Below are 19,436 nucleotides of genomic sequence, written 5' to 3'. Positions count from 1 at the left end.
CATGGGTCTTAAGAGTTATTTAGAAAAAATTGAACCTAACTTTGAGAAAGGTGGAAAGTACGAAAAGTTCTATGCTTTATATGAAGCAGCCGCAACTATTTTCTACACACCAGGCTTAGTTAATAAAGGTCAAACACATGTTCGTGACAGTGTTGATTTAAAACGCATCATGATTATGGTGTGGTTGGCATTATTCCCAGCCATGTTTTTTGGTATGTTTAATGTTGGCCATCAGGCTGCTGATGCATTAGCACAAGGTTTTGCACTGGGCGATTCTTGGCAAGTTGGTTTATTCCAAACACTTGGCGGAAGTCTTACGGCTGAGTCTGGCTGGGGCATGAAAATGCTTTATGGTGCTTGTTTCTTCTTACCTATCTACGCAACAGTATTTATTGTTGGTGGTTTTTGGGAAGTGCTATTTGCATCTGTTCGTAAGCACGAAGTAAACGAAGGTTTCTTTGTTACTTCTATCTTGTTTGCGTTAATTCTTCCTGCGACTATCCCACTTTGGCAAGCCGCACTAGGTATTACATTTGGTATCGTTGTTGCTAAAGAAATCTTTGGTGGTACTGGCCGTAACTTCCTAAACCCTGCTCTAGCTGGTCGTGCATTTTTATTCTTTGCATACCCAACTGAAATCTCGGGTGATACCGTTTGGACAGCAGTAGACAGCTTCTCTGGCGCGACTATGTTAAGCCAAGCAGCATCTGGTGGTTTAGACTACAACAACATCGCACTTTGGACTCAAGCTTTCTATGGCCTTATCCAAGGTTCAGTTGGTGAGGTTTCGACCTTAGCTATCATCATTGGTGGTTTGTTTATCATCTACATGCGCATTGCTTCATGGCGAATTGTGGCAGGTGTATTTGCAGGTACAATTTTCTTCGCATCATTACTTAACATGATCGGTAGTGATACCAACCCAATGTTCGCAATGCCTTGGTTCTGGCACGTAGTCATAGGTGGCTGGGCAATTGGCGCTTTCTTTATGGCAACAGATCCTGTGTCGGCAGCTTTCACTAATCGTGGTAAGTTCTGGTACGGCGCATTAATCGGCTTAATGGTTGTATTAATTCGAGTTGTAAACCCAGCGTTCCCTGAAGGTATGATGCTGGCCATTCTATTTGCTAACTTGTTTGCTCCACTGTTCGACTACTTTGTTGTTCAAGCAAACGTGAAACGGAGGCTTGCTCGCAATGTCTAGTAATAAAGAAACATTTGGCAAAACGGTTGGTTTCGTATTTGTCGTGTGTCTTATCTGTGCTGCGTTGGTATCAATTTCAGCGGTTCAACTAAAACCGCTTCAAACGGCTAACAAGTTATTAGATAAGCAAACAAAAATCTTAGAAACAGCAGGTTTACTTGAGCTTGCAGGCAAAGACATAGTTGCAACTTACAACAAGTATGTTGAAGCTAAAATGATTGATTTAGAGTCTGGCGAATACGTTGAAGGTGACGTGAAAATGTTCGACGAACGTCGTAATGCTCGTGATCCTCAAAAGTCAGAAAAACTTGAGAATGATCCTGCAGGCATTAATCGTCAGTCACATACAGCGGTTGTTTACCTAGTTAAGAATGAACAAAACGAAGTGAAAACTGTTGTTTTCCCAATTGTTGGTTCAGGCTTATGGGACCTAATGTACGGTTATGTTGGCTTAGAAGCTGATTTAAATACAGTTGCTCGTGTTATCTATTCAGACCATAAAGAAACTCCGGGATTGGGCGCAGAAGTAATGAACCCTAAATGGAAAGCGTTATGGCCTGGTAAAAAGATATATAACGACCAAAACGAACCAGTAATTGAGTTGGTTAAAGGTGGCGCTAAAAAAGATGACGTTCACGGTGTTGATGCTTTGTCGGGTGCTACGTTAACGAGTAACGGTGTTACATACGCTTTACAATTTTGGTTTGGTGAGCAAGGTTACTTACCTTATATCGAAAAAAATCGTGGGGAGTTTAACTAATGTCTTCTGATGCTAATAAGGTTTTAACTAAACCGATTTTCGACAACAACCCAATTGCTTTGCAAGTATTAGGTATTTGTTCTGCTTTAGCGGTAACAAGTTCAATGGCTAATGCGTTAGTAATGACATTGGCGGTAATCGTTGTAACAGCTTTCTCTAACCTTTTCATCTCAATGATCAGAAACATGATCCCATCAAGTGTTCGTATTATCGTACAGATGGCGATTATCGCTTCGTTAGTTATCGTAGTTGACCAAGTGTTAAAAGCATTCTCTTATCAGCTTTCAAAAGAGCTTTCAGTATTCGTTGGCCTAATCATTACTAACTGTATTGTTATGGGTCGTGCAGAAGCTTTTGCAATGAAAGAAAAGCCAGGTGTAAGCTTCATGGATGGTATTGGTAACGGTCTTGGTTACGGTTTCATTCTAATGACAGTTGCATTTTTCCGTGAACTATTAGGTTTTGGTACCGTATTTGGTGTCGAGATTCTTCCTCTAGTTCAGAATGGTGGTTGGTATCAAGCAAATGGTTTATTAGTTCTTCCATTTAGCTCGTTCTTCATCATAGGTTTAATCATTTGGGCTATCCGTCAGTGGAAGCCAGAGCAAGTAGAGAAGGATTAATCTGATGGAACATTACTTAAGCTTATTTGTAAAAACTATCTTCATTGAGAACATCGCTTTATCCTTCTTTTTGGGTATGTGTACTTTCTTAGCGGTATCAAAGAAAGTAAGCACAGCGATGGGTCTTGGTGTTGCAGTAGTTGTGGTTTTAGGTATTTCAGTACCTGTTAACCAAATTATTTATCAAGGCATCCTTGCACCTGGTGCATTAGATGGTGTTTTAGGCATTACAGATCCAGCTGAGTCAGTAGACTTAAGCTTCCTAAGCTTTATCACCTTCATCGGTGTTATTGCAGCGTTAGTACAAATTCTAGAAATGATTTTAGATAAGTACTTCCCGCCGTTATATAACGCGTTAGGTATTTTCTTACCATTAATTACAGTTAACTGTGCAATATTTGGTTCTGTATCTTTCATGGTTTCAAAAAACTTAAACTTACCTGAAAGTGTGGTTTACGGTATCGGTTCTGGTATCGGTTGGGCGTTAGCAATTGTATTGTTAGCGGGTATTCGCGAGAAGATGAAATATTCAGACGTACCAGCAGGTCTGCGTGGTCTAGGTATTACATTTATTACTACAGGCTTGATGGCGTTTGGCTTCTTGTCGTTTGGTGGTATCTCTCTGTAAGGTTAATGTCGGTTTGTGGTTCAGGCCACAAACCCTTAGATAAGAATTAAAGGACAGGTCGATGGAAATAGTTCTCGGCGTATCGATGTTTACCGTTATAGTTCTACTTTTGGTTATGGTAATTTTATTTGCTAAATCAAAACTAGTATCTACCGGCGACGTCAAAATATTAATCAACGATGACGAAGAAAAGTCAGTTGTTGCATCAGCAGGCGGTAAGCTATTAAACGTCCTTGCTGATAAAGGCATATTCATTCCATCAGCATGTGGTGGTGGTGGTACATGTGGTCAGTGCCGTGTACACGTACATTCAGGTGGTGGCGATATTCTGCCTACTGAAGAAGGTCACATTACTAAGCGTGAAGCAAAAGAAGGTTGTCGTTTGTCATGTCAGGTTGCTGTTAAACAAGACATGGAAATCGAATTAGAGCCTGAGATTTTTGGTGTTAAGCAGTGGGAGTGTGAAGTTATCTCTAATGATAACAAAGCAACTTTCATTAAAGAGCTTAAATTGGCTATTCCAGACGGTGAAAGCGTGCCTTTCCGTGCGGGTGGTTATATCCAAATTTCTGCGCCTCCACATCATGTTAAGTACTCAGATTTTGATGTACCAGACGAGTACCGTCCAGACTGGGAACGTTTTAACTTCTTCAGCATAGAGTCAAAAGTTGATGAAGAAACAATCCGAGCTTATTCAATGGCGAACTATCCTGAAGAGGAAGGCATTATTATGCTTAACGTTCGTGTAGCTTCTCCTCCGCCTAATAACCTGTCGTTACCGGCTGGTAAAATGTCTTCATATATTTGGAGCTTAAAAGCGGGTGATAAAGTTACAATTTCTGGTCCATTTGGTGAGTTCTTTGCTAAAGAAACTGAAGCTGAAATGGTATTTGTTGGCGGTGGTGCTGGTATGGCTCCAATGCGTTCACATATATTCGATCAATTACGTCGATTAAAATCTAAGCGTAAAATTAGTTTCTGGTATGGCGCACGTTCAAAGCGTGAAATGTTCTATGTTGAAGACTTTGATGAGTTAGCAGCAGAGAATGAAAACTTTGAATGGCATGTTGCACTGTCTGATCCTCAACCTGAAGATAACTGGGAAGGTTATACAGGCTTCATCCACAACGTACTTTATGAAAACTACTTAAAAGATCATGAAGCGCCAGAAGACTGTGAGTTCTACATGTGTGGTCCTCCAGTGATGAACGCGGCCGTAATCAACTTGCTTAAAGACTTAGGCGTTGAAGACGAAAACATCCTACTTGATGACTTCGGTGGTTAGTAGACGTGACTCGTAAACAAGTCGTATTAACATGGCTGGCCCTTATTGGGCTGGCCATTTTGCTTTTTTTTCCAAAGCAAAATAGTGAGCAAGCGCAGCCTGTTTTACTGCAAGGTAAAACTATGGGTACAACCTTTAACATCAAGCTTTATCCATCGGCAGAGCAACTTTCTCAGTACAACCTTTATGAAATGGTTAATGCAGAGTTAGAGCAAGTGAATGCACTTATGTCTACTTATATAAGTGACTCAGAGCTCAGCCTATTAAATCAGGCAAAAGCCGGACAAACTCGGATAATGTCGCCGGAAACAATCATTGTATTAAATGAATCAAAACGCTTGTTTAACGACAGTGATGGCGCTTTTGATCCTACAGTAGGTCCACTTGTTAATTTGTGGGGGTTTGGACCTGATGGACGAGTACTAAAACGACCTAGCGACGCAGAAATTGCAAATGTTCGCGATTGGGTTGGTATGGACTTAATTGAAGTTTCTGGTAACGCGGTTACTAAAAAGCACGACAATTTATATATCGACTTTTCGTCTATAGCTAAAGGTTTTGGTGTCGATCAAGTTGCAAACGCTCTAGAGCGCATAGGTATATTTAACTACCTTGTAGAGGTGGGTGGAGAAATGCGTATTTCTGGTGCTAAACCCAATGGCGATAAATGGGCCGTTGCAATTGAGAAGCCGGTAACGGATAGACGTGAAGTGCAACTTATTATTCGTCCTGAAAACTTAGCAATGGCAACATCAGGCGATTATAGGAATTATTTCGAGCAAGATGGCGTGCGTTATTCTCACACCATTGATCCAACATCCGGTAAGCCAATTACTCATAAATTGGTCTCAGTCACCGTGTTACATAAGTCAGCAATGACAGCGGATGCAGCTGCAACTATGTTGAATGTGATGGGTCCAGTGAAGGCTATCGAATACGCGGAAGCAAATAATTTGGCTGTTTATTTAATTGTAAAAACAGACGATGATTTTAATGGCATAATGTCGAGTAAATTCGAAACATTGTTTCCACAGAAAAAGGGCTAATCATGCAAGTATTCTTATTAACTCTTGGTTTATTACTCATTGTATTTGTAGCGATGTCAATCGGGTATATATTGCAAAAGAAAACTTTAGCAGGAAGCTGCGGTGGTTTAGGCGCGTTAGGGATAGATAAGGCCTGTAATTGTGACAACCCTTGTGACAGGCGAAAAGAGCGTTTAGCGAAAGAAGAACGCTGGAAGCAAGATCAAATATTGTAACCATCGGTTAAAATCATTAAATTTAAAAGGGCGTTTGCCCTTTTTTTGTGCGTCACACCCTCAGTTACTCAGAAATAAAATCGTAGCGTATGGGAATACATCTTTGTGTTGCTATGGGTACTGTTTTTATATACAGTTGCATTGTCTGTACTTCCCTTATTAAAGGGTGAGGTTAATGAGTAAACAAAAAAAAATTATCCATGTTGATATGGACGCCTTTTATGTATCAGTCGAAATTCGTGATAATCCAGAATTACGGGATAAGCCTGTTGCGGTAGGCGGTCGCTCTGATCGTCGAGGCGTCTTGTCTACATGTAATTATATTGCACGTCAATTCGGCGTTAGTTCCGCTATGCCCACCTCTTTGGCTTTAAAAAAGTGTCCAAATTTAATCGTTGTCCCCGGACGCATGAACGTATATCAAGAAGTTAGCCAAACAATAAGACAGGTCTTTAAACGTTTCACCGATAAAATTGAACCATTGTCGTTAGACGAGGCCTATTTAGATGTCACGGACTGTTCACTTCATCGTGGTTCTGCGACGTTAATTGCTGAACAAATTCGCCAAGAAATTTATGACGCAACAGGTCTAACAGCGTCAGCAGGTATAGCACCAATAAAATTTCTAGCTAAAATTGCATCTGACCAAAACAAACCCAACGGACAATTCACGATAACGCCATCTGAAGTACTACCCTTTATAAAAACAATGCCTTTAAAAAAGATCCCAGGGGTAGGTAAAGTGACGGCTGAAAAACTAAGTCATCTGGGGCTGAATCTGGGCGTTGATATTCAAAACAGTAATGAGAGCTTTCTAAGCCAACACTTTGGAAAGTATGGACACGTGCTTTGGAATCGATGCCAAGGAATCGATAATCGAGAAGTAGAAGTATCAAGGGTCAGAAAATCTATCGGTGTTGAACGAACCTTTGATCAAGACATTTCAGATATAGAGATCCTATTTAACGTACTTTCCGTAAAGCTACTTCCAGAGCTAACAAAGCGCTGCGAAAAAAAAGTAGTAAACAGACAGTTAACTAAATTAGGTGTGAAAGTTAAGTTTAGTGACTTTCAACAAACTACCAAAGAGCAAAAATACCAAAGAATAGATGAGACTATTTTGAGACAACTTCTGTGTGACGCATTGGAAAGAGGTAAGGGTAAGGCGGTCCGATTACTTGGTGTACACGTTGGCTTGTCCGACCAAGAAGATGAAAAACATCAATTAGACTTAGGTTTTTAATCTTAACTTACGTATTATTGTTAACAATTTGTATTCACAGTTTTGTTTACTAACATTATAAATTTAGAGAGATTTTTATGGCCCACCCAACTCCTTTGGTTATTTCAAATATAAATACAGCCCTTAGTGATGCAAACTGGGACGCATTGATTATTGTAGGTCAAACCTTTGATTCAGGTTTACCAGATGATCTACTATCGGAAATTAACAAGCTCGCCGAAGTAGATAAACGCGTAAACAAGTCAGAGGTTACTTTCGTGTCTGATCTGGTTGCCCAGCGCCGTGTCATTCTTGCACCTACTGGACCATTGTATCGATACTTTGACGATGTTCGTCGCTATTTTGATGCAGCAAAGTCGGCAGCTAAATCTTTATTAGCGATGGGCTCAGTAAAACCGCTATTGGTTGTGTTAGGTAATGATGACATCAAGTATCAGAATGCAACAGCAGTGTCGTATTTAGGCTTTTGTCAGGCATTTTGGCAACCTTTAGAAGCCAGAGAAGCATTAGGTGACAGTATTGAGCCTGTTAGTCTAATGGGGCTTGTTGGCGATAACATAGATGCTGCAGAAGCCGCAGCTATTGCAAGTGGTCAATATGTAGCGCGAGACCTTTGTGGAACAGAGCCAGAGCGTATGGCCCCGCCACGCTTTGCTGAATATTGTAGTGACACATTTAAAAACTCGAATGTTAACGTATCCATCATCGACAATATGAAAACGTTAGAATCTGAGTTTCCTTTATTATGGTCAGTAGCTAGAGCATCAGTGGAAGTTGAGCGACATCAGCCTCGCGTTATTCGTTTGGAATACATACCTCAAGGCAATATAGAGAAAACCTTGATGCTGGTAGGTAAAGGCATCGTTTATGATACAGGTGGTGCAGACCTTAAGGTTGGTGGTCACATGGCTGGTATGAGCCGTGATAAAGGTGGAGCAGCCGCAGTAGCTGGCTTTATGAAAGCGGTATCAGAAATTGCTCCAATAGGAATTAAAGTTGTAGCTGAAATCGCAGCAGTAAGAAATAGCATTGGCGCTGAGGCGTTTGTTGCAGATGAAATCATTACTGGCCATTCAGGTATTCGCGTACGAATTGGTAATACCGATGCCGAAGGTCGCTTAGTAATGGCAGATTTATTGTCTAAATTACGTGAAGAAGCCTTGGACGAAGTTAACCCGACACTATTTACGGTAGCTACCTTAACTGGGCATGCAGCAAGAGCCGTCGGTCCATATACAGCGTTAGTTGAAAATGGTGCTGCGAAAGTCGCATCAGTTGGTGCAAGTATGGTGGAACAGGGCGACTTAATTGCAGATCCGTGCGAAGTATCACTGTCTCGCCGAGAAGATTACGACTTTGTGGCGCCAAGATCAAAAGCCGATGACTTGCTGTCATCAAACAATGGCGCGTCGGCGGTTACAGCTCGTGGGCATCAATTCCCACTGGCATTTCTAGCAATTGTATCTGGCTTAGATAAACACGATATTGACAGCGATACTCCACTACCCTACGTGCATGTGGATATTGCCGGCAGTGGCATTGATGGTGGTGATTGGCAACATGGAAAACCTTCAGCCGCGCCAGTATCAACATTAATTAAAACATTTATTGGTTAGCGACATAGCCTATTAAGGAATAGTAATGAAAAAAGCAACTTTTGGTTTATCGGTTTTTACAGCGTTATCAATGACTGCAGCTGTTTCTGCAAACTCAATGGATGAAGTTAAAATTAGCGCTCAACAAGTATCAAAAAACGTGTATATGTTGGCGGGTGCGGGTGGAAATATTGGTGTATTGCTAGGCAAGGACGGAACCTTGATGATTGATGATCAATTTGAGCCGCTAGCGCCAAAAATAGAGCAGGCAATTATTGATATTAAAACGGCGGTAAATCCAAAAGTTAGTTACGTTGTAAACACTCACTATCATGGAGACCACACTGGCGGAAATGTTTATTTTTCTAAATCAGCCAGTTTATTAGCGCATGAAAACGTTCGTAAACGTCTAGCGCAAAAGTCGGACCAAGGCTTACCTGTTATTACGTACGAGTCGGGCGTAATGTTGCACGTAAATAATGAAGATGTAAAAGTAATGCATTTACCTGCAGGACATACAGATGGTGACTCCGTTGTTTATTTTGCAAACGCGAATGTGTGGCACTTAGGAGACTTGTTCTTTCAAAACCGTTTTCCATATATTGACACTGATGGAGGTGGCTCAGTAAGTGGATACATTCAAAACCTTTCTTCATTGCTACTCCAGATCGACGATTCAGCGCAAATTATTCCGGGCCACGGTGAGTTAGCGAATAAAAATGATCTTCAAAACTTACTTAGTATGATTATTGCGACTAAACTAGAAGTTCAAACAAAGCGAGCCCAAGGCAAGTCTCAAGAAGAGATAATTGAAGAAGGCTTAAGCGAAAAGTGGAGTAGCTGGAATTGGTCTTTCATTACGGAAGAAAAATGGATAAAAACTCTATATAATTCAAAGTAATATTTAAAAAGCAACATCGCTTCGGAAGTATTCATGCGTTTACAACATAAAGCGGTTCTATTTACATTACCTTTTATACTCATCCCTACCTTGATATTGGGGTGGCTTTCTCTCAGGTATACCGAAAGTGCGCAACGTCAAATTGAACATGCTAGCTTACAAACCGATGTTAACTATCGAAGCGATACGTTAAACCGTTACTTTGAATCTGAACGAGTAAGTCTCACCACCTTACTCAATTCATTTGAATTCAAAGCTTTGACTGCGGCGTGGTTAAAAGACAAAGATTCAAAGGACTTTGAAAAGCAACTTAAGCAACCTACAGAATTATTATTCAATGCTTATCCTAGCGCATTAGCGATAAGAATTTTTGACAATAGTTTAAATGAAGTAACAACCCTCTGGCGTGATGAAATTAAAATCCCGCTTACAACGGCACATTTATTAAAAACTTATAATGAATGGCACATAATGGGTGGCGATGACACAGAACGGCCGTTGTCTATGATCCAAACGCCATGGTTCGCAAATAGTATTGATAGCCACGCAACGTTAAATTCGATTGGATTTGTTCAACTTATTAGCAGGCCAAATTGGTCGGAAACACTCAAACTTGATAACGACGACGCTAATAGTTTCTCCAATAAGCATCAAATAATGATTACCAATAAAAGTGGTGAAATTCTATTTGCTTTTCCCCAGTCAAACCTTGGTAAGGAATTACCGTCACAAATATTTCAAAAGCTTCTGCAAAGTGCTCAAGACCATACAGCTATTCAAGTTGTAAATAACGGCCTCAAAATGAATTATGCAGGAAGAATGGTGGAGAATAGGTTTTTAGTATTATATGGACACCAACAGCAAAGTATATTTGCCGCCGATACCACTTATACCTGGGTATCAATCTTAACTGTTTTACTAACCATTCTTATTTCCCCAATTATACTCTACGTTAACTTTACTCGGTTGATAATTGAACCAATTGCGAAACTTACATCGGCAAAGCGACAGGTAGCACAAGGAAACTTAGATATAAAGCTGGATATGCCACGACAAGACGAAATAGGTGACTTGTTTGCAGCGTTTAATGTCATGGTTCGTCAGCTAATAGTATATAGAGAAAATGAGAGAGAAAGTCGCTTAAAACTAGAATATAAAGTTCGCGAACGAACGGAAGAATTAGAGTCGACAAATACCGCGTTAGCTAAATCGAATAAAGCCTTAGAAAGTGCCAAGGAACTTTCTGAACAAGCGAATGAATTGAAGAGCGCCTTTGTCGCTAACATCAGTCATGAAATCAGAACGCCGTTAACAGCAATATTAGGCTTTACTGAGCAAGTATTATCTACCGAGCTAAACGATAAAAACCAAGTCGATTTGTTAAATCGAGTTCTTAAAAGTGGCCGGCATCTACTAGCACTAATAAATGACATTCTAGACTTGTCTAAAATAGAGTCGAATAAACTCGATATTGAAATACAAGAAGTAGAATTATTTGATGTATTGCAAGATGTTAACACCTTATTGCAATCTCACTCTGCCAAAAAACAGCTAGACTTTCACTTCGACTTTAAATTTCCACTTCCATCTAAAATTTGGACAGATGCAACACGTTTAAAGCAAATTTTGATTAATCTTGCTAGTAACGCCATTAAATTTACCGACCAAGGGAGTGTCGTTGTAGAAGTTTGGTTCGATGCGTCAACACAAAAACTTTATATCAAAGTCATTGATACTGGCATAGGTATGTCGCCTGAGGTACAAAAGAGAATTTTTTCACCATTTGTACAAGCTGATGTCAGTATATCGAGAAAATTTGGTGGTACAGGTTTAGGTTTAGTGATCTCTAATAGCCTAGCCAAATTGCTAGGTGGCGAGATTGTGCTTGAAAGCGAGGTGAATAAAGGAAGCATATTTACCGTAAGTATAAGTGCTGGTGACGAGAAACATACTATTGAAAGCAGTTTTATAGAAACTTCAGAGCAACTCCAAGCAATAGCCACAAAATATGAGTCTTCATCAAACGTAAAAGAAAAAGCGATTACCGGCCGAGTTTTAGTAGCTGAAGATGTTGAAGATAACCAATACCTGTTTAGTATGATTTTAGATTCCTTAAAATTAGATTATGAAATTGTTGGCAACGGGAAAGAGGCCGTAGAGCGAATATTGGCTGAAGATTTTGATTTGGTACTAATGGACATGCAGATGCCGATAATGGGTGGCCTAGAGGCAACAAAACTAATTCGCCAAGCGGGAATAGATATTCCTGTTTATGCGCTTACAGCAAATGTAATGCGAGAAGATGTTGCGTTACATTTAAAAGCCGGGTGTGATGGCACAATTGGAAAACCAGTAGATAGAGCTGAGTTAATTACTATTTTAAAAACACATTTGAGCTCTAAAAATGTAAAAGACAGTCCGGTAATTAACGATGAGACAATGGCAGAGTTAACTCGATTTTATTTAAATCAACTTGAAGGTCAATTAGACCTAATTAAATCATTTACTCACGCTACTCAAATTGAGTTACTAAAAAGTGAATGTCATAAGATTAAGGGTTCAGCAGGGAGTTATGGTTTTAACGACTTAACGTTAAAGGCGAGTGAATTAGAAGACACCTGCAAGCTTCTTGTTTCGCATGCTAACGACGACGGTGTTAGCGATATGCAATGGCAAACTGTGAAATTGATGGCCGATGAGTTAATAGCAGATATCGAACGAGTCATTGCACAAAACAAAACGAGTTAATATAAGGTAGTTATCACATAGTGACAAGGCCGTTAAATGCAAAAAAAAGCTGAAATTAATAAATTAAGAGATGACCCGCCTGTGTGGCTCAGTCAAGCAAATCATTGCCACAGTGAACACTGCGACCAACGTGAGCAAGATATTGTTGATTTATTGGTTATTCACAATATAAGTTTACCGCCGGCCATTAGCGAAAAAGACTTTGATAATGACTTTGTTGAAGATTTTTTTACAGGAAAACTAGACTCAAAACTTCACCCATACTTTGAGTCGATCGCTAACGTTAGAGTATCATCACATTTATATATTAAAAGGGATGGCACACTTATACAGTTTGTTCCACTAAACCTAAGAGCTTGGCATGCTGGTGTAAGCAATTTCAAAGGAAGAGAAAAGTGTAACGACTTTTCTATCGGAATTGAACTTCAAGGAACGGACGACTTACCTTTCACAAAGGCCCAATACAATAAGTTAGTTGAAGTAACGAGGCAAATACAAGGTATATACCCTAAAATTAAAAAAGATAATATTGTTGGTCATTCGGACATCGCGCCGGGAAGAAAAACTGATCCTGGACCATGTTTTGATTGGAACTTATATATTAGCCAATTATAGTGATGTTTAATAAGGAATTTAAGGTCGGATTATGACGCTTATCATTTTACTAATAGTGTTACTCGTTGAGCGAGTTTCTTTACAATCAGCGACCTGGCAAGTCACCCGATATTTAACTTGGTATACGAATAAATACAGCAAAAAAATAAAAGCAAACGACCAACTTAGTCTCCTTTTATTTGTAGTATTACCCTCAGTGCTTATCGGCATTTTATTGTTTATTTTTGATAGCAGGCTTATAGATTTTATCGTTAGTTTATTTGTACTTGCGGTATGTATTGGCCACCAACCAATCAGACGATATTACCGACAGTATTTAAACGCAATACAACGAGGTGATACCGAAGCTGCATCTATATTACATTACAAGTTAATGGGAGAACCAGTTGAAGATGATTGCTCTGGTGAAGGTAGTGAAACTACTGAAGAAAGTATTGGCGAGACATTAATTTGGCTGAATTTACAATATTACGCAGCCCCAATTTTTTATTTTGTTGTGTTGGGCGTTCCTGGCGTTGTGCTTTACAGCACCATTTTATTCTTAGCAGATAGTAAATTCATTGGCTCCTTAGAAGATGAAAATAATCAAGCGACATTAGTTAAATGGCATGAATGGGTGATGTGGATCCCTGCTCGGCTGGTAAGCCTTGGTTATATGTTTGTGGGTCATTTTGGTAACGGACTCGAGGCATGGTTAAAATACTCAGCAAACTTAGCAAAATCGTCTAAATTTGTAGTTACTAAGGTGGCGCTCGCATCAGAAGGGCTTGTTAATGAAGATAACAACAAGTCGGATAAGACAGAGTCTGAGGCAAAAGAGCCACAGCGCTTATTAAATAATGCTGAAGTCATGGTTCGATTGGCAAAACGGAACATGGTTCTGTTTCTGGTCGTCGTCGCATTATTAACCTTATACGGTCAGATTGTATAAATTTTTGATGATCATTTGTTCTGGTCATGCCACTTAGTTAGTGGGTTTACTTTAAAAATTTGAGCTGTTACGATCTAGAAATATTGGTAAGACCAATTTACCAATTTAATTTCAAATAGAATGGAACGGCTCGTGACAAAAGTAGTTACTACAAAAGTATCAGAACAAGTGGCTTCTCAATTAGAGAGGCAAATCATTGATGGCACTTTTGCGGCAGGTGAACGATTAGCCTCAGAGCGAGACTTAGCACAGCTATACGGGGTTTCCCGTCCTTCCATTAGAGACGCAATAAAACAACTTGAAGCCAAACGTCTTGTCACCCGAAAACAAGGTGGTGGTACGTTTGTAAGTCAGCAATTAGATGCGCCTTTTGCCGCGCCTTTATTTGACCTTTTGGCGAATAACCCAGAATCGCACTATGATTTATTGGAATTTCGTTGCGCTTTAGAGAGTGTTGTTGCGTATTACGCTGCATTGCGTGGCGATAAAGATCAACTACAAAGCATTAAAAGTGCGTTCGAAGTTATTAACGAAATTGATGATACCGATCTAGATTCTGTTTCAGATGCTATTGTTATGTTTTACCTAGCAATTGCAGATGCGGCGCAAAACGTTTTGTTGGTTCATTTATTGCGAGGCGTTAAAGATTTACTTCGCCATAATATAAAAGAGAACTTGTTGGTTTTTAAGGATCATAAATTGATCCGCTCACAATTGAATGAACACAGATTTGAGTTGTTAACGGCAATCTTAGGTAAACAGCCGGAAGCAGCACGTGTTGCCAGTGGGCAGCATTTAGCATTTATAGAACAGTCGCTATTAAAGCTTGATCAAGACCAAAATCGTATCCAAGGATCGGTTCGACGTCTATTAAGCAGTCAGTAAATTAAAATTATTAACTACAGGAACCTGAAATATGTCAGAGAATCCAACTCTAAATCAGGATATAGATCCACAAGAAACTCAAGAATGGCTTGAGTCGTTAGAAGCGGTACTTGAGGTTGACGGTGTTGAGCGTGCTCACCATATCTTAGAGTCATTGATTGATAAAGCTCGTCGTAATGGCGCACACTTACCATTCAAGCCAACTACTGCATATCTAAACACAATACCAGCAGGCCAAGAGCCACAAATGCCAGGTGATCGTACGTTAGAAGCTAGAATTCGTGGTGCAATCCGTTGGAATGCGCTAGCAATGGTAGTTCGTGGTTCGAAAAAAGATTTAGAACTTGGTGGACATATTTCGTCTTTTGCATCTTCTGCAATGCTTTACGATGTTGGTTTTAATCACTTCTTTAAAGCAGACAAAGACAACTCAGGTGGTGACTTCCTTTATATTCAAGGCCATGTTTCTCCTGGTATATACTCTCGTGCATTTTTAGAAGGCCGTTTATCGGAAGAGCAACTTGATAACTTCCGTCAAGAAGCTGATGGTGAAGGTATATCTTCTTATCCACACCCAAAACTGATGCCTGACTTCTGGCAATTTCCTACAGTTTCAATGGGCTTAGGTCCAATCGCTGCAATTTACCAAGCACGTTTCCTTAAGTATTTAACAGACCGTGGCATCAAAGACTGCTCTGGTCAGCGTGTATATTGTTTCATGGGTGACGGTGAGTGTGATGAGCCAGAAGCGCTAGGTGCGATTGGTTTAGCCGCGCGTGAAGGTTTGGATAATTTAACGTTTATAATCAACTGTAACCTACAACGTTTAGACGGTCCGGTTCGTGGTAATGGTAAAATCATTCAAGAGCTTGAAGGTACATTCCGTGGCGCTGGATGGGAAGTGATTAAGGTCATTTGGGGTTCATATTGGGATCCATTATTGTCTCGTGATAAAGACGGCAAGTTACTCGATATCATGGAACAAACAGTGGATGGCGAATACCAAAACTACAAAGCGAAAGGTGGTAAGTTCACTCGCGATAACTTCTTTGCCAAAACACCGGAAACTGAAGCTATGGTTGCCAATATGTCTGACCAAGATATTTGGCGATTAAATCGAGGTGGTCATGATCCAGTAAAAGTCTATGCTGCCTATGACAGAGCAACTAAAACCAAAGGTCGTCCGCAGGTTATCTTAGCTAAAACGGTTAAAGGTTACGGCATGGGTGACGCTGGTGAAGGTAAAAACATCGCTCATGGCGTTAAAAAAATGGATATCGATGCATTAAAAGCGTATCGCGATCGTCACCATATAGATATTTCTGATGAAGATTTACCAAACGTGCCTTATGTTAAATTTGAGGAAGGCAGTGAAGAGTGGAAATACCTTCATGGTCGCCGTGAATCGTTAGGTGGATACTTACCTGCTCGTCGTCGTAATTCAGACGTCGAAGTTGATACTCCAGATTTAAAAGCGTTTGATGCAATACTGAAAGGCTCTAATGGTCGTGAAATATCAACGACAATGGCGTTTGGCCGAATATTATCGGCGGTTATTAAAGACAAGCAAATTGGTAAACGTATTGTGCCAATTATTCCAGATGAAGCGCGTACGTTTGGTTTAGAAGGTCTATTCCGTCAAGTTGGTATTTATGCACACGAAGGCCAAAAATATACGCCTCAGGATGCTGATCAAGTGGCTTATTATCGTGAAGATAAAAAAGGCCAAGTTTTACAAGAAGGCATCAACGAACTAGGTGCAATGTCAGATTGGTTGGCGGCAGCAACGTCGTACTCCAATAACAATGAGCCTATGATTCCTTTCTACATCTACTACTCAATGTTTGGTTTCCAACGTGTTGGCGACATGGTTTGGGCAGCTGGTGATTCTCAGGCACGTGGTTTCTTAATCGGTGGTACAGCGGGGCGTACAACACTAAACGGTGAAGGTTTGCAGCACCAAGATGGGCATACGCACTCTCACTTTGGCACAGTTCCAAACTGTATTACTTATGATCCAACTTATGGTTATGAACTTGCGGTCATTGTTCAAGATGGCATGAGAAGAATGTACGGTGAGAACGAAAACGTTTTCTATTACATAACGGTGATGAACGAAAACTATGTTCAACCAGCCTTACCGGATGGTGTTGAAGAAGGCATCGTTAAAGGTATTTATAAGTTAGACCGTGTTGAGCCTAAAAAAGCCAAAGCAAACGTTCAATTATTAGGTTCAGGTACTATTCTTTTGCAAGTTCGTGAAGCCGCTAAAATTCTTGCGGAGAAGTTTGACATTAGCTCTGACGTATACAGCGTACCTTCATTTAATGAACTAGGCCGTGATGGATTAGAAGTAGATCGTTTTAATATGCTTAATCCAGAAGCGCCAGCGCAGAAAGCTTATATCACTGAAGTTCTTGAAAATAACGAAGGTCCAGTTGTAGCGGCAACGGACTACATCAAGTCTTATGCGGACCAAGTTCGTGCATGGGTTCCTTCAGACTACAAAGTACTTGGCACAGACGGCTTTGGTCGTTCAGACAGTCGAGCTAATCTTCGTCGTCATTTTGAAGTTGATCATAACTACATTACAGTGGCGGCATTAAGCCAGCTTGCAAGACGTGGCGAAATTGAAGCTTCTGTAGTGACTAAAGCGATAGAAGAATTTGGCATTGATGCCGACAAACTTAGCCCACTTTACGCATAAGCGCCTGAGGAGATTTATTAGATGGCTGAATTAAAAGACATTTTAGTCCCAGATGTGGGTGGCGATGAAGTTGAAATCATTGAGTTATGCGTAGCAGTTGGCGATACCGTTGAAGCGGAAGATGCCATTGTTACGGTAGAAAGTGATAAAGCGTCAATGGATATACCAGCACCATTTGCTGGCAAAATTGCCGAAATTAAAGTTGCTATTGGTGATAAAGTTTCAGAAGGCACTTTACTGGTTAAACTGGAAGAAGCTGGAGCAACAAGCTCAGCGTCTTCTGAAGCGAAATCAGAAACTAAAGAAGAGCCTAAAGCTGAGGCAGCACCTACATCAGAGAGCGAAGCAGAAGCTAAACCAGAATCATCTAGCTCTGCAGAACAAACGATTGAAGTTGAAGTGCCAGATATTGGCACTGACGACGAAGTTGACGTGATAGATGTTTTAGTTGCTGAAGGCGATACAGTAAGCAAAGAAGACGGCTTAATTACGCTAGAAACTGATAAAGCGACTATGGACGTACCGTCACCAGAAAACGGTAAAGTAGTATCACTTAAAGTAGAAGTAGGCGATAAAGTAGGTCAGGGTAAGGTTATTCTAACCTTGGCTATCGCTGGTGGCGCTTCAAACGGTAATAGTGATACTCAAGCTGAATCTGCACAAGAGACTTCAAGTGCTTCTTCTAAAGGTAGTGAGTCTAGCGAGAGCACACCATCTGCTACTTCAGAAGTTAAAAATGTTGAAGTGCCAGACATTGGCACTGACGGCGAAGTGGACGTGATCGATGTTTTGGTTGCGGTTGGTGATACCGTTGAAGCTGAACAAGGCTTAATTACATTAGAAACCGATAAAGCAACGATGGATGTCCCTGCGCCTTTTGCGGGTGTAGTGAAGTCATTAGAAATCGAAAATGGCGGAAAAGTATCTATGGGTACTTTGATAGCAACGATTGAAGTTGTTGGTGCCAAAAATTCAAGTAGCGCGGCGTCGGCAAGTAATACAGAATCAAAACCTGCCGCAAAAACAGAATCACAACAAGCAAATACAAAACCTGCGCCAAAAGCACCACCTGTTGCACAAGATCACCCATCGCTAACAGGAGGCAAAAAATCAGGCAACTTACACGCAACGCCTTCAGTGCGTCGTTTGGCGAGTGAGTTTGGTGTGGACTTATCTAAAGTTACAGGAACAGGCAGAAAAGGCCGTATTTTAGCGGAAGATATTAAGTCGTTTGTGAAGTATGAACTTTCTCGTCCAAAAGCGACGGCAGCATCAAGTGTCGCCGCTGGAGAAGGTGGCTTACAGGTACTTGCAGCACCTAAGATTGATTTCTCTAAGTTTGGTGAAATTGAAACGAAGGCGTTAACACGAATTCAGAAAATTTCAGGTCCAAATTTACATCGAAATTGGGTTACGATTCCACATGTTACTCAATTTGATGAGGCGGACATCACGTCATTAGAGGCGTTCCGAAAAGAACAGAATGCGATGTTAGCGAAACAAAAATCGGATCTGAAAATAACGCCATTGGTTTTCATAATGAAAGCAGTTGCGTCAGGACTGTTAACGTATCCGCAGTTTAACTCTTCGTTAAGCCCAGATGGCGAAAGCATTGTACTTAAAAAATACGTGCACATTGGTGTTGCGGTTGATACGCCAAATGGTTTAGTGGTCCCAGTTGTTCGAGATGTTGACAAAAAAGGCGTAAATGAAATTTCTCGTGAGTTGATGGAAATTTCAGGCAAAGCGCGTCAAGGCAAGCTAACAGCAAAAGATATGCAAGGCGGATGTTTTACAATATCAAGTCTTGGTGGCATTGGTGGTACAGCATTTACACCTATTGTTAATGCTCCAGAAGTAGGCATTTTGGGTGTTTCTAAGTCTGAAATGAAACCAAAATGGAATGGTTCGGAATTTGAGCCTAAACTAATGTTACCGTTGTCGTTATCATATGATCACAGAGTTATAGATGGCGCGTTAGCGGCTAGGTTTGCCGTTCATGTGTCGAGTGTTTTGTCTGATATACGAAAATTAGTATTATAATCTGCAA

Annotated in this window: 16 protein-coding genes; all 16 read left to right on the top strand. The window is 40.5% G+C overall.

Annotated elements, in window-relative coordinates:
* The first annotated feature begins 1 nt into the window (after position 1).
* The 16 genes from J9318_RS12620 (at position 2) to aceF (ending at position 19,429) form a co-directional block, all read left to right on the top strand.
* The gene (locus J9318_RS12620) at positions 2 to 1,204 is read left to right on the top strand and encodes an NADH:ubiquinone reductase (Na(+)-transporting) subunit B (protein ID WP_210560244.1); all 1,203 of its coding nucleotides are present in this window, start codon (positions 2 to 4) and stop codon (positions 1,202 to 1,204) included.
* Entirely contained in the window at positions 1,197 to 1,964 is a 768-nt protein-coding gene (locus J9318_RS12615) for a Na(+)-translocating NADH-quinone reductase subunit C (protein WP_210560243.1), read from the top strand. The genes J9318_RS12620 and J9318_RS12615 overlap by 8 nt, the downstream gene beginning before the upstream one ends.
* Positions 1,964 to 2,587 carry an NADH:ubiquinone reductase (Na(+)-transporting) subunit D gene (locus J9318_RS12610; protein WP_210560242.1) on the top strand — a complete coding sequence of 208 codons (624 nt, stop codon included), beginning with the start codon at positions 1,964 to 1,966 and terminating at the stop codon, positions 2,585 to 2,587. Before J9318_RS12615 ends, J9318_RS12610 begins: the two co-directional genes overlap by 1 nt.
* Positions 2,588 to 2,591: 4 nt before the next feature.
* Positions 2,592 to 3,215 carry an NADH:ubiquinone reductase (Na(+)-transporting) subunit E gene (gene nqrE / locus J9318_RS12605; RefSeq protein ID WP_210560241.1) on the top strand — a complete coding sequence of 208 codons (624 nt, stop codon included), beginning with the start codon at positions 2,592 to 2,594 and terminating at the stop codon, positions 3,213 to 3,215.
* Between the two features lie 61 nt (positions 3,216 to 3,276).
* A complete protein-coding gene (gene nqrF / locus J9318_RS12600) occupies positions 3,277 to 4,500 on the top strand; it encodes an NADH:ubiquinone reductase (Na(+)-transporting) subunit F (RefSeq protein WP_210560240.1) in 1,224 nt (407 codons plus the stop codon).
* A gap of 5 nt (positions 4,501 to 4,505) precedes the next feature.
* On the top strand, positions 4,506 to 5,546 hold the full coding sequence (locus J9318_RS12595) for an FAD:protein FMN transferase (protein ID WP_244731692.1): 1,041 nt from the start codon (positions 4,506 to 4,508) through the stop codon (positions 5,544 to 5,546).
* 2 nt (positions 5,547 to 5,548) lie between these two features.
* Positions 5,549 to 5,761: a (Na+)-NQR maturation NqrM gene (gene nqrM, locus J9318_RS12590; RefSeq protein ID WP_210560239.1), complete on the top strand. Its 213-nt coding sequence runs from the start codon at positions 5,549 to 5,551 to the stop codon at positions 5,759 to 5,761.
* A gap of 175 nt (positions 5,762 to 5,936) precedes the next feature.
* Entirely contained in the window at positions 5,937 to 7,004 is a 1,068-nt protein-coding gene (gene dinB, locus J9318_RS12585) for a DNA polymerase IV (RefSeq protein ID WP_210560238.1), read from the top strand.
* A 77-nt stretch (positions 7,005 to 7,081) separates the two neighbouring features.
* Positions 7,082 to 8,620, top strand: a complete 1,539-nt coding sequence (locus tag J9318_RS12580; RefSeq protein ID WP_210560237.1) for a M17 family metallopeptidase — start codon at positions 7,082 to 7,084, stop codon at positions 8,618 to 8,620.
* Between the two features lie 25 nt (positions 8,621 to 8,645).
* The gene (locus J9318_RS12575; protein ID WP_210560236.1) at positions 8,646 to 9,500 is read left to right on the top strand and encodes an MBL fold metallo-hydrolase; all 855 of its coding nucleotides are present in this window, start codon (positions 8,646 to 8,648) and stop codon (positions 9,498 to 9,500) included.
* 33 nt (positions 9,501 to 9,533) lie between these two features.
* Positions 9,534 to 12,248 (top strand): ATP-binding protein, encoded by a 2,715-nt coding sequence (locus J9318_RS12570; protein ID WP_210560235.1) that lies wholly within the window; start codon positions 9,534 to 9,536, stop codon positions 12,246 to 12,248.
* A 36-nt stretch (positions 12,249 to 12,284) separates the two neighbouring features.
* Positions 12,285 to 12,863: a 1,6-anhydro-N-acetylmuramyl-L-alanine amidase AmpD gene (ampD, locus tag J9318_RS12565; RefSeq protein WP_210560234.1), complete on the top strand. Its 579-nt coding sequence runs from the start codon at positions 12,285 to 12,287 to the stop codon at positions 12,861 to 12,863.
* A gap of 31 nt (positions 12,864 to 12,894) precedes the next feature.
* Positions 12,895 to 13,794 carry a regulatory signaling modulator protein AmpE gene (gene ampE, locus J9318_RS12560; protein ID WP_210560233.1) on the top strand — a complete coding sequence of 300 codons (900 nt, stop codon included), beginning with the start codon at positions 12,895 to 12,897 and terminating at the stop codon, positions 13,792 to 13,794.
* Positions 13,795 to 13,926: 132 nt separating this feature from the next.
* Positions 13,927 to 14,679 (top strand): GntR family transcriptional regulator, encoded by a 753-nt coding sequence (locus J9318_RS12555; RefSeq protein WP_210560232.1) that lies wholly within the window; start codon positions 13,927 to 13,929, stop codon positions 14,677 to 14,679.
* A 31-nt stretch (positions 14,680 to 14,710) separates the two neighbouring features.
* Complete coding sequence (aceE, locus tag J9318_RS12550) at positions 14,711 to 17,386, top strand: pyruvate dehydrogenase (acetyl-transferring), homodimeric type (RefSeq protein ID WP_210560231.1); 2,676 nt, start codon at positions 14,711 to 14,713, stop codon at positions 17,384 to 17,386.
* Positions 17,387 to 17,407: 21 nt separating this feature from the next.
* Positions 17,408 to 19,429, top strand: a complete 2,022-nt coding sequence (gene aceF, locus J9318_RS12545) for a pyruvate dehydrogenase complex dihydrolipoyllysine-residue acetyltransferase (protein WP_210560230.1) — start codon at positions 17,408 to 17,410, stop codon at positions 19,427 to 19,429.
* Positions 19,430 to 19,436: the final 7 nt, after the last annotated feature.

It is taken from the genome of Psychrosphaera aestuarii (genome assembly GCF_017948405.1).
GTDB lineage: Bacteria > Pseudomonadota > Gammaproteobacteria > Enterobacterales > Alteromonadaceae > Psychrosphaera > Psychrosphaera aestuarii.
The sequence above is the reverse complement of the archived record's forward strand: the minus strand, read 5'-3'. Positions and strand labels throughout refer to the sequence as shown.